The organism is Haemophilus parainfluenzae (assembly GCF_003252795.1).
GTDB classification, from domain to species: Bacteria; Pseudomonadota; Gammaproteobacteria; order Enterobacterales; family Pasteurellaceae; genus Haemophilus_D; species Haemophilus_D parainfluenzae_K.
The window spans coordinates 204,881-220,292 of sequence record NZ_QEPQ01000003.1; the positions used below are offsets into that span (position 1 = coordinate 204,881).

A 15,412-nucleotide genomic window follows, 5' to 3' on the forward strand; every position below is an offset into this window, starting at 1 on the left:
GAAAATAAGAATTTAAACCTACAGAATTTTTAAATAAGAGAAACAAAATGACAACCCAAAACTTCCTAGTAGAAATCGGCACTGAAGAGCTGCCACCAAAAGCTCTTAAAACATTAGCGACCTCTTTTGCGGATAACGTTGAAGCGGAATTGAATCAAGCGGGCTTAACCTTCGACAAAATCGAATGGTTTGCGGCGCCGCGTCGTTTGGCGGTAAAGGTGTTGAACTTAGCCACACAACAGCCAAGCAAAGAAATCGAAAAACGCGGGCCGGCAGTGTCTGCAGCTTTTGATGCAGAAGGTAAACCAACTAAAGCGGCTGAAGGTTGGGCACGCGGTTGTGGTATTACCGTTGATCAAGCAGAACGCATTGCGACTGATAAAGGTGAATGGTTAGTTCATCGTGCGAAAATTGAAGGTCAACCGACCAAAAACTTACTGAACGACATTGTGGCCAATGCGTTGGCGAAATTGCCAATTCCAAAACCAATGCGTTGGGCTGACAAAACCGTGCAATTTATCCGTCCGGTTCACACGGTTACTATGTTATTGGGTGACGAGTTAATTGAAGGTGAAATTTTAGGTGTGGCAAGTGCGCGCACTATTCGCGGTCACCGTTTCTTAGGCGAGAGAGAATTTGAAATTCAACATGCTGACCAATATCCGCAATTATTGCGTGAGAAAGGTTCTGTGGTAGCAGATTTCAATGAGCGTAAAGCGGAAATCCTTGCAAAATCTCAAGCAAAAGCGACCGCACTTGGCGGCGTGGCTGATATTGAAGAAAGCTTGCTTGAAGAAGTGACTTCATTGGTGGAATATCCAAACGTTTTAGCGGCAAAATTTGAAGAACGTTTCTTAGCGGTGCCTGCGGAAGCCTTGGTTTACACCATGAAAGGCGACCAAAAATATTTCCCAATTTATGACAAAGACGGCAAATTATTACCGCACTTTATTTTTGTCTCGAACATCAACCCAGAAGATCCAACCGCGATTATCGAGGGTAACGAAAAGGTGGTTCGCCCACGTTTAACCGATGCGGAGTTCTTCTTCAAAACAGACTTAAAACAAAAACTGGTTGATCGTTTACCACGTTTAGAAACTGTGTTGTTCCAACAACAACTGGGCACATTGAAAGATAAAACTGACCGTATTGAACAACTTGCAGGCGAAATTGCAAAACAAATCGGTGCAGATGAAGCGAAAGCAAAACGTGCGGGCTTACTGTCAAAATGTGACTTAATGACCAACATGGTATTCGAATTCACCGATACACAAGGTGTAATGGGTATGCACTATGCTCGTCATGACGGTGAAGATGAAGAAGTGGCTGTGGCGTTAAACGAGCAATATATGCCACGCTTTGCGGGGGATGAATTACCTAAATCACTCGTTGCAAGTGCGGTCGCTTTAGCGGATAAATTTGACACCTTAACGGGTATCTTCGGCATCGGGCAAGCACCAAAAGGTAGCGCAGACCCATTTGCACTTCGTCGTGCAGCATTAGGTGCATTACGTATTATCGTTGAGAAAAACTTACCACTTGATCTAGAAGATTTAGTGAAAAAATCAGCCGCACTTTTCGGTGATAAACTCACGAATCAAAACGTGGTTGCTGATGTGGTGGACTTTATGCTCGGTCGTTTCCGTGCATGGTATCAAGATGAAGGCATTGCAGTGGATGTGATTCAAGCAGTATTGGCGCGTCGTCCAACTCGTCCTGCTGATTTTGATGCGCGCGTGCGTGCGGTTTCACACTTCCGTACTTTAGATTCAGCGGAAGCGTTAGCAGCAGCAAACAAACGTGTAAGCAATATCTTAGCCAAAGCGGATGCTGCAATTGGCGAGATCAATTTGACCGCTTGCGTAGAGCCAGCAGAAAAAGCCCTTGCTGAAGCGGTGCTTGCATTACGTACTGAAGTTCAACCGCTTATCGCACAAGGCGATTACACGACAGTATTAGATAAATTAGCAAACTTACGTGCACCAGTAGACAGTTTCTTTGATAACGTAATGGTAAATGCTGAAGATCCAGCATTACGCCAAAACCGCTTAGCGATTTTAAATACGTTACAAGACTTGTTCTTACAAGTGGCGGATATTTCGGTATTGCAATAATAGATCTAAAAAGGATGGTCAATTTTCCAACGACCATCCTTTTGTATATAGACTTCAAATGATTATTTCTCTATAATCAACCGCACTTTCCCCCCTTAGCTCAGTCGGTTAGAGCAGGCGACTCATAATCGCTTGGTCACTGGTTCAAGTCCGGTAGGGGGGACCATTTGTTGAGATCGCATTAGGCGGTCTTTTTTATTGCCTTTTTCTAATGCGTTTTAGGCGTTATATCCTTTCAATAATTCAGCCCAATTTTCTTCATTGAATTGAATATTCATTCTTCCGACTTCTTTAACAAAAGAGCGGTGTAATCTTTCCAGGTTGCCTTGTTTCCAAGAATCTCCTGATTTTTGACCGCACTTATCGAAATCAATGAGCCAACATTTTTGTTCATTTTCGCGTTGTTGAACGAGAATATTATGGGCGTTGAGATCCGTATGACAAATTTGCAAATCATGTAACTGGCGAATTAATTTACCGATGGCTTGCCAGATGTCATTCGGCAGTTGTTGAATTTGTAAAAGTGCGGTCAGATCTTGGGCATTTTCGATCTTTTCAATCAAGATATCCGCTTGGTAGCAAATTCCTAATTTGCCTTTTTTAACACGTGCAGCAATCGGTTTAGGTACAGCTACACCAGCTTGATGGAGTTGATTTAACAGCTGAAATTCCGCTACGCTGCGTGTTTCAGTAAATGATTGAAAACGATAGCGATCTTTGTTGAATTTTCCCCATAAACCACCGCGATAATAATGACGAAGGGCAGAGTTTACACCAAAAAGATCTTTTGTATTGAGGAAGTAGGTTGTGCCGCGTCCTTTAGCTGAACCGGTAATACGTTGTTGTTTTTCCCAAAAAGCTGATTCAAAAAATGAAGAGGGCTCTGTTGGTTTTTCCGTGAGGTTAAAAAGAAAGAATTGATTATCTTGTTGGAATTCAAGCATTTTAGTTGAACCGAATAATAGAAAATGCCCTCATTCTACTTTAAAATAGACGGAAATTAAATGCGCGAGGAACTCAAATGTCCCATTCTCCACTTTTTACCTTCCCCCCTAAATCACTTTGTATTTTGCGTTTGTCTGCGGTGGGTGATGTTTGCCATGCACTTGCTGTGGTACAGCATATTCAACGTCATTGGCCGCAAACGAAATTAACGTGGATTGTGGGTAAAACAGAAATGGGTCTACTTTCCGGTATTGAAGGCGTGGAACTAGTTCCTTACGATAAAAAGAGCGGTTGGAAAGGCGTGTGGAATTTATGGATGTTTTTGAAAAACAATCAATTTGATGCGCTTTTGAATATGCAGACGGCATTTCGCGCTTCGATTATCTCTCTTGGTATTCAAGCGAAATATAAAATTGGGTTTGGCAAAAAACGTTCTCGAGAAGGGCAGTGGTTGTTTGTGAATCGCCGAGTTCAAGATCCGGAAACGCCTCATGTGCTAGAGGGTTTTATGGCTTTTGCGGATTATCTTGGTGTTCCACCGGCAGAAATGCTTTCTTGGCAATTAGCGATCTCTGATGCAGATCGCGAATACGCCAAACAGTTTATTGATCCTACACGTAAAAATCTGATTATTTCTCCTTGCTCCAGTAAAGCCGAGAAAGATTGGTTGGTGGAGCGTTATGCGGAAGTGGCAAATATTGCTCATCAACATAATGTGAATGTAATTTTTTGCAGCTCACCAGCAAAACGCGAATTAGAAATGGTAAAAAAAATTACCGCACTTTGTGATTTTCAACCGGTTGATGCTTCTGGAAAAACCAGTTTAAAACAACTTGCTGCATTAATTCATCAAGCAAATTTAGTGATTTCGCCCGATTCTGGTCCGGCTCATATTGCGACCACTCAAGGTACGCCAGTGATTGGATTATATGCTTACCACAACCCATTGCGCACCGCACCTTATCATAATCTGGATAATGTGGTGTCAGTATATGAAGAAAATGTGCAAAAAGAACAAGGAAAACCTTCAGGTGAATTGCCTTGGGCGACTAAATTAAAAGGCAAAAATTTAATGGCTGAAATTCAGGTAGAGCAAGTGGTGGCTCAGATGAGAGCGTTGAATTTATTTTAAAGTGCGGTCAATTTTAGAGATAAAAAAAGCCCTCAAATGAGGGCTAAAAGAATCATAAAGTTCCTTGCGAATTATTCGCCTTTTTGTGCGTTGTAAGCTTCTAATGCACGAAGAGAGTAGGTGTAAGCTGCACCTGCATTTAATGCGATAGACATCGCTAATGCTGCTGCCACTTCTTCTTCAGTTGCACCTGCTTTCACTGCTTCATCAGCATGTACGCCAATGCAGCTTTCACAACGTGTTGTGACGGCAACTGCTAATGCAATTAATTCACGGGTTTTGGCATCTAATACGTTACCTTCTGCCGCCGCCGCACCTAATGCGCCGTAAGCTTGTAACATTTTAGGGTATTTTTTACCTAATGCACCGAATGATTTTTTAACGTGTGCTACATCATTTTTCCAATCTGCAAACATTGTTTTTCTCCTTAAATTTAGTACAAATTTCGAGAGGAATTATAAGCAGATTAGCGTATGATACTTGTCAAATTGTCTTAACTTTTAGACGGAAAATCTCACAATGGATTATTTAGATAAATTAACACAGCTGGCGCAAGTGCGAGGGGAAATTAATATTCACTGCTTGTTTCAAGGGGATTGGCAAGTTGAACATCAGCCAGATGCGGCGGAATATCAAGGTTTATTTCATTTAATCGAGCAAGGTGAGTGCTGGGTAACCTTTGCGGGAAAACAATTTCATTTGAAAAAAGGCGATCTCTTTTTTCTTCCTCAAAATCGACCGCACTTTTTGGGCAGTTCTCAACAAAAAAAAGAGAATAGCATACAGAAAGAGCAATCAAATGCACTTTTTAATGTTCATCAAATAGGTGCAGGTACGCCCGATCTGAAGATGTTTTGTGGGACATTTTATTATCAAAAACCGTCATTATTAATTAATTCATTACCAGACTATTTGCATTTTTCGCTACAAAATACGCCTGTGCAGCCCTTGGTTTCACTTTTTTTACAAGAAGCCGAGAAACCGGAGCAAGGCACAAAATCGGTGATTGATGCATTATCAAATGTGTTGTTTATTTATATTTTGCGTCATGCTCAGCAAATAGGTTTGCTCAATCAAGGCTTACTAGCCGCGTTGCAGGATAAAAGGCTGAATCAAGTCCTTGAAAAAATCCTGTTTTCACCTCAATTAGATTGGAATATTGAGCAATTAGCAGAGTTGGCTTCCATGTCTCGTGCGACCTTTATGCGGATCTTTCAACAGCAATTAGGGATGCCCCCAGGAAAATTTCTCACACAAGTGCGGTTAGAAATGGCGGCTGTTTTATTGAAAAATACGCAAAAGACCATTTTGGCAATCGCCCTTGAAGTAGGGTATCAATCAGAAGCACATTTTAGTAAGGCGTTTAAAGCAATTTATGGGCTTTCACCGAGCCAATTTCGCAAAACCTAACCCATCGTTTAAAACTTGCGTTATAATGACCGCACTTTAGGCGGCTCTGTCGCCTTTAATTTTTTAAGGTATTGTTATGTTTAATAAAATATTTTCATGGTTTGAAAACCGTTTAAATCCTTATCCGGAAAGCAATCCAACGACGCCTGAAAAAGGCTTGTTCCGTTTTATTTGGTCAAGCATTGACGGCATGAAAGGCTGGATCTTTTTACTAGCGGTATTGACGGTCGGTACCGGTGTGATGGAAGCCTTACTTTTCCAATTTATGGGATTATTGGTGGATTGGCTGGGTGCTTATTCACCAACCACACTTTGGCAAGAAAAAGGGCATTTGCTTGCCGGCATGGCAGCTTTGCTTATTTTCAGTATTGTATGGTCATTTGTAGGCGTGAATGTGCGCTTACAAACGCTACAAGGGGTGTTTCCAATGCGTTTGCGTTGGAATTTCCACCGATTAATGCTAGGACAAAGCTTAAGCTTCTACCAAGATGAATTTGCAGGTCGTGTATCGGCGAAAGTGATGCAAACCGCCCTTGCGGTGCGTGATACCGTCATGACCATTGCGGATATGTTGGTGTATGTTGCCGTCTATTTTATTACTTCAGGCTTAGTGCTTGCGGCTTTAGATACCTGGTTTTTAGTGCCGTTTTTCTTATGGATTGTGGCATTTGTGACTATTTTACGTCTGCTTATTCCTCGTTTAGCCAAAACCGCACAACGACAAGCTGATGCGCGCTCTTTAATGACAGGACGTATTACGGATGCTTACTCAAATATTGCAACGGTGAAACTATTTTCACATGATGCGAGAGAAGCGAATTATGCAAAACGTTCCATGGAAGAATTTATGGTCACCGTGCATGCACAGATGCGTTTGGCGAGTTCATTAGATACCTTAACTTACGCAACCAATATCTTCTTAACGTTAAGCACCGCGATTTTAGGTGTGGTGTTATGGCAAAGCGGCCAAGTCGGTGTGGGAGCAGTAGCTACAGCAACCGCGATGGCGTTACGTGTAAATGGTCTTTCTCGTTGGATTATGTGGGAATCAGCTCGTTTATTTGAAAATATAGGGACAGTGAATGATGGTATGGCAACGCTAACCAAACCGCATACCATTGTTGATAAGCCAAATTGTGTTGCATTAGAAGTAAAACAAGGTGAGATAAAATTTAACAATGTTTCGTTTGCCTATGATCCAAATAAACCGTTACTTAACCATTTTAATCTCACCATCAAACCGGGTGAAAAAGTGGGCTTAATTGGTCGTTCTGGTGCAGGCAAATCAACTATTGTGAATTTGCTTCTACGTTTCTACGAGGCACAAGAAGGCTCAATTACCATTGATGGTCAAAATGTTTTAGATGTAAGCCAAGAAAGCCTTCGTCGTCAGATTGGTCTTGTGACACAAGATACCTCGCTTTTACACCGTTCTGTTCGCGATAATATTATTTATGGTCGCCCAACAGCGACAGATGAAGAAATGTTCAATGCAGCTAAACGTGCGGAAGCAGCCGATTTCATTCCTTATCTCAGCGATGCGCAAGGCAGAAAAGGCTATGATGCTCATGTTGGTGAACGTGGGGTAAAACTGTCTGGTGGTCAACGCCAACGTATTGCGATTGCGCGCGTCATGTTAAAAGATGCACCAATTTTACTACTAGATGAAGCGACCAGTGCGTTAGACTCCGAAGTAGAAGTGGCGATCCAAGAAAGTCTCGATAAGATGATGGAAAATAAAACGGTTATTGCCATTGCTCACCGTTTATCCACTATTGCAGCAATGGATCGTTTAATCGTGTTAGATAAAGGACAAATTGTCGAGCAAGGGACTCACGCAGAATTGCTTGAACAAAATGGCCTTTATGCTCGCCTTTGGAAACACCAAAGTGGTGGCTTCTTGAGTGAGCATTCCGAGTAAAACACTGGAAAAAATGACCGCACTTTGCAAAGATGCAACTCTTGAGAGAGTTTAGATAGAGATTGAACTTTTCTCATAATTAGTGCGAATTTCCTTTGACTATTTTATTGACAACAGGTAATATTCGCACCCTATGCAAAAGGTAAAACTACCCCTAACCGTTGATCCGGTTAAAGACGCTCAACAAAGAATTGATTATGATGGTTATTATACCGCTAGTCAGTTAGTGCGTTTAGCTGAATCTACGGGGAAAGTGCTCAGCGATGCACAGGTAACATTATCGTTTTATATTGATCCACAAAAATTAGTGGTGATGAAAGGGCAAGTACAAGTTGATGTCGAATTAGACTGTCAACGTTGTGGCGAACCATTCAAACAAACATTGGAATGTCATTTTATGTATAGTCCAGTGGCTAATTGGGATCAGGCTGATGACTTGCCGGAAATTTATGAGCCAATCGAATTTAATGAGTTTGGTGAAATAGATTTACTTGGTGCAGTGGAAGACGAACTTATTTTAGCTCTACCGCTTGTTCCAATGCATTCATCTGAACACTGTGAAGTGTCCGCGCACGAACAGGTTTTTGGCGAATTGCCTGAAGAATTGGCAAAAAAACCGAACCCGTTCGCTGTATTAGCTAATTTAAAGCAAAAGTAAATTAAATTTAGGAGTATAGCCAATGGCTGTTCAACAAAACAAAAAATCTCGTTCACGTCGTGATATGCGTCGTTCACACGATGCATTAACTACTGCTGCAGTATCAGTGGATAAAGCAAGCGGTGAAACTCACTTACGCCACCACGTAACTGCTGACGGTTACTACCGTGGTCGCAAAGTGATCAATAAGTAATTTTACTTATAAGGTATTCACTTGAACCGTCTAACCTTAGCGTTAGATGTGATGGGCGGGGACATTGGTCCCCGTATTACTATCCCCGCATCTCTTTCAGCGTTGGAAGCAGATCCAATGCTCTCTTTAGTGCTGTTTGGCGATAGCCAACAAATTTCCCCTTTACTGGAAAATGCACCTTCTTCCCTTTTAGAACGTATTCAAATTCATCATTGCACTAAGACTATTGATAACAATCAAGGTATTTCTCATGCATTGCGTCATAGCAAAGGCACGTCGATGCGTTTAGCGATTGAAATGGTTCAGAAAGGCGAGGCGCAAGGTTGTGTCAGCGCAGGAAATACGGGCGCATTGATGGGATTGTCAAAGGTACTCTTACAGCCTTTAGAAGGGATTCAACGCCCAGCGTTGGTATCCTTATTACCGTCGATGACGGGTGATAAAACCGTGATGTTAGATTTAGGCGCAAACGTAGAATGTTCTGCTCAAAATCTTTATGAATTTGCCGTCATGGGCTCGATCTTTGCCGAAAACCAATTGAACTTAGTTTATCCACGCATTGCCTTACTCAATATTGGTGTGGAAGAAATTAAAGGGCATCAATCCATTCGTGAAGCTGCGAATTTATTAGAAAAGTCAACCGCACTTAATTATACCGGCTTTATTGAAGGTAACCTTTTATTAAATGGTGTGGCTGATGTGATCGTGAGTGATGGGTTTTCGGGAAATATTGCATTAAAAACCCTTGAAGGGGCAGCTAAGAATCTGTTATCTCTTCTGAAAGGAAAAGAAAAACAGCCTATTTTTAAATCATTTGCCAAATTTATTCTGCGTTTTTTCTTTAAGGATGCTTATCATCGCTTGAAACGCATTAACCCAGATGAATATAATGGGGCATCTTTACTCGGATTAACGGCTGTTGTGGTGAAAAGCCATGGCAGCGCAAATGTGGATGCATTTGCTCGTGCAATTGCGGATGCAGCTTTGCAAGCTCGTTTGCAAATTCCACAAAAAATCTTGGCGGGTTTACAACGTTATTAATTAATAAGTTTTGATATTATGAATAGTAGAATTTTATCCACCGGTAGCTATTTGCCGAGCCATATTCGTACCAATGCTGATTTGGAAAAAATGGTTGATACTTCAGATGAATGGATCGTGACACGTTCAGGCATTCGTGAACGTCGTATTGCTGCAGAAGATGAAACTGTTGCAACAATGGGATGTGAAGCAGCCAAAAAAGCACTTGAAATGGCCAATCTTGATCCTCAAGAAATTGAGTTGATCATTGTTGCGACAACCAGTGGTTCTCACGCTTATCCAAGTTCAGCTTGCCAAGTTCAAGGTTTATTAGGCATTGAAGATGCGATTTCTTTTGATTTAGCAGCGGCTTGTACCGGTTTCGTTTATGCTTTAGGCGTAGCGGATAAATTTATTCGTTCAAGTAGCGTGAAAAAAGCCCTTGTCATTGGTGCGGATATTAACTCGCGTAAATTAGACGAAACCGATCGTAGCACTGTCGTGTTATTTGGTGATGGTGCGGGTGCCGTGATCTTAGAAGCATCAGAGCAAGAAGGCATTATTTCAACGCATTTACATGCATCGCCAGATAACAATGCGGCATTACTACTTCCACAAGCTGAGCGTGGCGTGGAGAAATCTGGTTATATTGAAATGCAAGGTAATGAAACCTTTAAATTAGCGGTACGTGAGCTTTCTAATGTGGTGGAAGAAACCCTTTCTGCTAATAATCTCCAAAAAACAGATATCGACTGGCTTGTGCCACATCAAGCGAATTTACGTATTATTACGGCGACAGCGAAAAAATTAGAGATGGATATGTCACAAGTCGTAGTAACGCTTGATCGTACAGCTAATACCAGTGCGGCGACTGTGCCAACCGCTTTAGATGAAGCGGTGCGAGATGGCCGAATTCAACGCGGTCAATTGCTTCTACTCGAAGCTTTTGGCGGTGGTTGGACTTGGGGTTCAGCATTGGTGCGATTCTAATTAATTTGTTAGAATCCCGACAGAATTTTAAAAGTGCGGTTAAATTTGACCGCACTTTCAACATTTAAACGATGAAGAAATAGGAAGAAAACATGAAAAAATTCGCAATGGTTTTTCCAGGACAAGGTTCTCAAGCTGTTGGTATGTTAGCAGATCTTGCTAACGAATATCCGGTAGTCACTGAGACTTTTAAACAAGCATCAGAAGCACTTGGCTATGATTTATGGAACTTGGTTCAACAAGGTCCAGCAGAAGAATTAAATAAAACTTGGCAAACTCAGCCTGCATTATTAGCGGCATCCGTTGCGATCTTCCGTGTATGGCAAGAGAAATACCCACAATTACAACCAAGCGTAATGGCTGGTCACAGTTTAGGTGAATATTCAGCATTAGTTTGTGCTGGAGTCATTGATTTCAAAGACGCGATTAAATTAGTGGAATTACGCGGTAAATTAATGCAACAAGCAGTACCAGAAGGTACTGGTGCAATGTATGCGATTATTGGTTTAGAGAATGAGGCAATTATCAATGCATGTAAACAAGCTGAGCAAGGCGAAGTGGTGTCTGCAGTAAACTTTAACTCACCAGGCCAAGTAGTCATTGCTGGAGCGAAAGAAGCAGTAGAACGTGCGGCTGCTTTATGTAAAGAGGCGGGTGCAAAACGTGCTTTACCATTAGCGGTAAGTGTTCCTTCACATTGCGCATTAATGAAGCCAGCAGCAGACCAATTAGCTGTAACACTTGAAGGGATTACGCTTAATGCGCCTGCAACTGCCGTATTAAACAACGTGGATGTCAAAGCGGAAACAGAAAGTGCAGAAATTCGTACCGCACTTATCCGTCAATTATATAGTCCAGTTCGTTGGACTGAAACTGTTGAGAAAATGGCGCAAGATGGCGTAGAAGTTTTAGTTGAAATCGGCCCAGGTAAAGTATTAAACGGTTTAACAAAACGTATCGTGGCAGAATTACAAGCAACATCAGTAAACGATGTGGCATCATTAGATGCTGTTGAAGCATTATTAGCATAAAAGGGGATTAAAAATGCAAAATAAAATCGCATTAGTAACAGGTGCAACACGTGGTATTGGCCGCGCAATTGCAGAAGAATTAGCATCAAAAGGTGCATTTGTAATTGGTACCGCAACCTCTGAAAAAGGTGCAGAGACAATTTCTGCTTACCTTGGCGATAAAGGTAAAGGTTTAGTATTAAATGTGGCAGACAAAGAAAGCATTGATGCCGTATTAGAACAAATTAAAGAACAATTTGGTGATATTGATATTCTTGTGAATAACGCAGGTATCACCCGTGATAACTTATTAATGCGAATGAAAGATGAAGAATGGTTCGATATTATGCAAACCAACTTAACCTCTGTGTTCCATCTTTCTAAAGCGATGTTACGTTCCATGATGAAAAAACGTTTCGGTCGTATCATTACTATTGGTTCAGTGGTGGGTTCAATGGGTAATCCTGGTCAATCTAACTACTGTGCCGCAAAAGCCGGCTTAATTGGTTTCTCTAAAGGTTTAGCGAAAGAAGTGGCATCACGTGGCATTACCGTAAACGTTGTAGCACCCGGCTTTATCGCAACAGATATGACTGAAGTGCTTACTGAAGAACAAAAAGCGGGTATTCTTGGCAATGTCCCTGCAGGTCGTTTAGGTGAACCAAAAGATATCGCAAAAGCGGTAGCATTTTTAGCTTCTGACGATGCGGCTTATATTACCGGTACCACATTACATGTGAATGGCGGCTTATATATGAGCTAACCCTTTAGGGGAGATATATCTGGGATTTTGCCTATAAGATATAGCAAAGCAGTTTAGTTAATGATAAAATCCCGACTGCAATGTAACTTTTTCTCTGTATGTGTTTTTACATTGCCTGTTTTTTGTGGTGCGACCACCTAAGAAATAGTTGCAACTTTATCAAAAATGCATACACTAACCGCTCTTAAATGAGTTAAAACAACAATAGGAAAAACAAATGAGTATTGAAGAACGCGTGAAAAAAATCATCGTTGAACAATTAGGTGTTAAAGAAGAAGACGTAAAACCAGAAGCTTCTTTCGTTGAAGATTTAGGTGCGGACTCTTTAGATACAGTTGAATTAGTAATGGCTTTAGAAGAAGAATTCGATATCGAAATTCCTGATGAAGAAGCTGAAAAAATCACAACTGTTCAATCTGCGATTGACTACGTTCAAAACAATCAGTAATTTTTAAGTTGGGCGATCTTTTAGGTCGCCTAATTTTTTTCTTTAAATTCCTTTTCTAAATTCTTTATCTTCAAATAAAACAAGATACATCTAAATCTTTTAAATTTCCAACCGCACTTTCCTTTATTTAATCTCACTCAGATTTGTTTTTATTATTTAGTTCCCCTATTTTTTGATTTAAAACAAAATTTACCCTAAAAATACTTATTATGAGTTAATTTTGATGCTAGTATTCGATCAAAATTTTTTTCTAATTAACCATAAAATGATTCGGAGTATCTTATGGATTTTCTAATGAACCTAGGTGAAGGTAGCCAGTTTGCTATTCAGCTTGTTATTGTTCTTATCTGTTTGTTTTACGGGGCAAAAAAAGGTGGTATCGCACTGGGTATGCTCGGTGGGGTAGGCTTAATTGTTCTTGTTTTCGGCTTCGGTATTGAACCAGGTAAGCCAGCTATTGATGTGATGTTAACCATCCTTGCTGTGGTGGTCACATCGGCAACATTACAAGCCAGTGGTGGTTTAGATGTAATGTTACAAATTGCGGAGAAAATGCTTCGTCGTAACCCGAAATATGTCAGTATTTTGGCACCATTCGTCACCTGTTTCTTAACCATTTTATGTGGTACAGGACACGTGGTTTATACCATGTTACCAATCATCTATGATATCGCGATCAAAAATGATATTCGTCCTGAACGTCCAATGGCGGCAAGTTCAATTGCTTCTCAAATGGGTATCATCGCATCACCTGTTTCTGTGGCAGTAGTAACTTTAACCACATTCTTAGTGAATGCTAAAACACCATTAGCAGGTTTTGATGGTTATTTAGATTTATTAAAAATTACCGTGCCTTCAACCCTTTGTGGTGTATTAGCTATCGGTATTTTCAGCTGGTTCCGCGGTAAAGATTTAGATAAAGACCCAGAATTCCAAGAGAAATTAAAAGATCCTGAATTCAAAAAATATGTTTACGGTGATAGCACATCATTGTTAGACAAAAAATTGCCACAATCTAGTTGGAATGCGATGTGGATCTTCTTTGGTGCAATTTTAGTAGTAGCGGTATTAGGTTACTTTAAAGATTTACGCCCAGCTTTCGAAAAATCAGCACCGGCTCAAGTGGTTGAAATTGTTTCTGCCGATAAAGCAGTGAAATCTTTCAATGTAAAAGACGGTAAAATTGTTGCATTAGCAAAAGATGGTACATTAGTGCTTGATGTTAAAGACAGCAAAGCGAAAGCACAAACAGCCTACAATAACGTTGCAATTTATAACGATAAAGGTGAAGTCGCTCAAAAAATTACCGCTCAAGATAACAATGTTGTCATCACTGCTGGTGATAAAACTGAAACTATCGATAACGCTGCAATCGTATTAAAAGACACCGCGAAGAAAAAAGTGAATTTAAGCATGGTTCACGTTATTCAAATCTTCATGTTATTAGCGGGCGCATTAATTGTTATCTTTACAAAAACAGATGCAGGTAAAATCAGTAAAAATGAAATTTTCCGTTCAGGTATGATTGCGTTAGTGGCTGTATTCGGGATTTCTTGGATGGCGGAAACCATGTTTACCGTTCACACACCAATGATGAAAGCAGCACTTGGTGATGTGGTAAAAGCACATCCTTGGACTTACGCAGTGATGTTGTTATTAATTTCTAAATTCGTAAACTCACAAGCTGCAGCATTGGTTGCATTCGTTCCATTAGCTTTAGGTATCGGTGTTGATCCAGCTGTTATCTTAGCCTTTGCTTCAGCTTGTTACGGTTACTACATTTTACCTACTTACCCAAGTGACCTTGCGGCAATCCAATTCGACCGTTCAGGCACAACCCACATTGGTAAGTTTGTAATTAACCACAGCTTTATTTTACCGGGCTTAATCGGTGTAATTACTTCATGTATCTTTGGTTACATTTTCACAAGTTTGTTTGGTTATCTATAATGACTAACAGATAAAAGAAAAGGCTATTCGTTTGAATAGCCTTTTTTGTTTGTAAAGTGCGGTTAAATTTTAGTATGTTTTATCTCAATGCTACATTTGACTTTATCATTCATAAAAATTCCTAAAACTGGCCGCACTTTTGCGCTTCTTAAAATAAATTCCTGCTAAAGGTTGAAACATAGGGGGATTTATTGCGATAATTCTCATTATTTTTGGGGTGATCTTTCGGGCTGCCATTTTTTCAGGTGGCCAGTTTTATTAGGAAAGATTAATTTGAACATTATTTAAGTAAGTTAGAAGAATAACAATGGCTGAAAAACGTAATATTTTTTTAGTCGGTCCAATGGGCGCAGGTAAAAGCACCATTGGCCGTCAGCTTGCGCAACAATTGAATATGGACTTTGTCGATTCAGATGCAGTAATTGAGGAACGTGCGGGCGCAGACATTAGCTGGATTTTTGATTTAGAAGGCGAAGAAGGTTTTCGTAAGCGTGAAGAACGCATTATCAATGAATTAACCCAATTACAAGGCGTTGTGCTTTCCACTGGTGGTGGAGCAGTGATGTCAAAAGAAAATCGTAATTATCTTTCTGCTCGTGGTATTGTGATTTATTTAAAAACCTCAGTAGATAAACAATATCAACGTACGCAACGTGATAAAAAACGTCCTTTATTACAAGGAACAGATAACCCACGCCAAGTATTGGAAGATTTAGCCAAAGTACGCAATCCGTTATACGAAGAAATTGCAGATATTACTTTGCCAACAGATGAGCAAAATGCCAAAGTAATGGTTAATCAAATTGTTGATTTAATTGACAATTTAAATGGCTTAAACGGTTCACTTTAAGGATTTAA

General features: G+C 40.4%; 15 protein-coding genes and 1 tRNA gene. 14 read left to right on the forward strand and 2 right to left on the reverse strand.

Annotated elements, in window-relative coordinates; translation table 11 throughout:
• Positions 1–47: 47 nt before the first annotated feature.
• Both glyS and DPV81_RS05910 read left to right on the forward strand, forming a co-directional pair.
• Positions 48–2,114, forward strand: coding sequence for a glycine--tRNA ligase subunit beta (gene glyS, locus DPV81_RS05905; protein ID WP_111387262.1), 2,067 nt, complete (start codon positions 48–50; stop codon positions 2,112–2,114).
• Between the two features lie 89 nt (positions 2,115–2,203).
• Positions 2,204–2,280, forward strand: a tRNA-Ile gene (locus tag DPV81_RS05910).
• Positions 2,281–2,332: 52 nt separating this feature from the next.
• On the opposite strand, the gene DPV81_RS05915 is transcribed toward DPV81_RS05910, so the two are convergent.
• Positions 2,333–3,058 carry a 3-deoxy-D-manno-octulosonic acid kinase gene (locus DPV81_RS05915; protein ID WP_111387264.1) on the reverse strand — a complete coding sequence of 242 codons (726 nt, stop codon included), beginning with the start codon at positions 3,056–3,058 and terminating at the stop codon, positions 2,333–2,335.
• Positions 3,059–3,135: 77 nt separating this feature from the next.
• On the opposite strand from DPV81_RS05915, the gene DPV81_RS05920 reads away from it, so the two are divergent.
• Positions 3,136–4,191 carry a glycosyltransferase family 9 protein gene (locus DPV81_RS05920; protein WP_111387266.1) on the forward strand — a complete coding sequence of 352 codons (1,056 nt, stop codon included), beginning with the start codon at positions 3,136–3,138 and terminating at the stop codon, positions 4,189–4,191.
• A 71-nt stretch (positions 4,192–4,262) separates the two neighbouring features.
• On the opposite strand, the gene DPV81_RS05925 is transcribed toward DPV81_RS05920, so the two are convergent.
• Positions 4,263–4,607 (reverse strand): carboxymuconolactone decarboxylase family protein, encoded by a 345-nt coding sequence (locus tag DPV81_RS05925; RefSeq protein ID WP_005698020.1) that lies wholly within the window; start codon positions 4,605–4,607, stop codon positions 4,263–4,265.
• Positions 4,608–4,710: 103 nt separating this feature from the next.
• Here DPV81_RS05925 and DPV81_RS05930 point away from each other — a divergent pair, with 103 nt between their 5' ends.
• The 11 genes from DPV81_RS05930 (at position 4,711) to aroK (ending at position 15,404) form a co-directional block, all read left to right on the forward strand.
• Complete coding sequence (locus DPV81_RS05930; protein WP_111387268.1) at positions 4,711–5,601, forward strand: cupin domain-containing protein; 891 nt, start codon at positions 4,711–4,713, stop codon at positions 5,599–5,601.
• A gap of 76 nt (positions 5,602–5,677) precedes the next feature.
• The gene (locus tag DPV81_RS05935) at positions 5,678–7,522 is read left to right on the forward strand and encodes an ABC transporter ATP-binding protein (protein ID WP_111387270.1); all 1,845 of its coding nucleotides are present in this window, start codon (positions 5,678–5,680) and stop codon (positions 7,520–7,522) included.
• 133 nt (positions 7,523–7,655) lie between these two features.
• Complete coding sequence (gene yceD / locus DPV81_RS05940; RefSeq protein WP_049357999.1) at positions 7,656–8,180, forward strand: 23S rRNA accumulation protein YceD; 525 nt, start codon at positions 7,656–7,658, stop codon at positions 8,178–8,180.
• Positions 8,181–8,202: 22 nt separating this feature from the next.
• On the forward strand, positions 8,203–8,373 hold the full coding sequence (rpmF, locus tag DPV81_RS05945) for a 50S ribosomal protein L32 (RefSeq protein ID WP_005544470.1): 171 nt from the start codon (positions 8,203–8,205) through the stop codon (positions 8,371–8,373).
• Between the two features lie 21 nt (positions 8,374–8,394).
• Positions 8,395–9,414, forward strand: coding sequence for a phosphate acyltransferase PlsX (gene plsX, locus DPV81_RS05950; RefSeq protein ID WP_111387272.1), 1,020 nt, complete (start codon positions 8,395–8,397; stop codon positions 9,412–9,414).
• Between the two features lie 18 nt (positions 9,415–9,432).
• Positions 9,433–10,383, forward strand: a complete 951-nt coding sequence (locus DPV81_RS05955; protein WP_111387274.1) for a beta-ketoacyl-ACP synthase III — start codon at positions 9,433–9,435, stop codon at positions 10,381–10,383.
• 92 nt (positions 10,384–10,475) lie between these two features.
• A complete protein-coding gene (gene fabD / locus DPV81_RS05960) occupies positions 10,476–11,414 on the forward strand; it encodes an ACP S-malonyltransferase (RefSeq protein ID WP_111387276.1) in 939 nt (312 codons plus the stop codon).
• 13 nt (positions 11,415–11,427) lie between these two features.
• Entirely contained in the window at positions 11,428–12,156 is a 729-nt protein-coding gene (gene fabG / locus DPV81_RS05965) for a 3-oxoacyl-ACP reductase FabG (protein ID WP_111387278.1), read from the forward strand.
• 217 nt (positions 12,157–12,373) lie between these two features.
• Positions 12,374–12,604 (forward strand): acyl carrier protein, encoded by a 231-nt coding sequence (acpP, locus tag DPV81_RS05970; protein WP_005544465.1) that lies wholly within the window; start codon positions 12,374–12,376, stop codon positions 12,602–12,604.
• Between the two features lie 282 nt (positions 12,605–12,886).
• The gene (locus DPV81_RS05975; protein WP_111387280.1) at positions 12,887–14,554 is read left to right on the forward strand and encodes an anaerobic C4-dicarboxylate transporter; all 1,668 of its coding nucleotides are present in this window, start codon (positions 12,887–12,889) and stop codon (positions 14,552–14,554) included.
• 307 nt (positions 14,555–14,861) lie between these two features.
• Positions 14,862–15,404, forward strand: a complete 543-nt coding sequence (aroK, locus tag DPV81_RS05980; protein WP_111387282.1) for a shikimate kinase AroK — start codon at positions 14,862–14,864, stop codon at positions 15,402–15,404.
• The last annotated feature ends 8 nt before the right edge of the window (positions 15,405–15,412 follow it).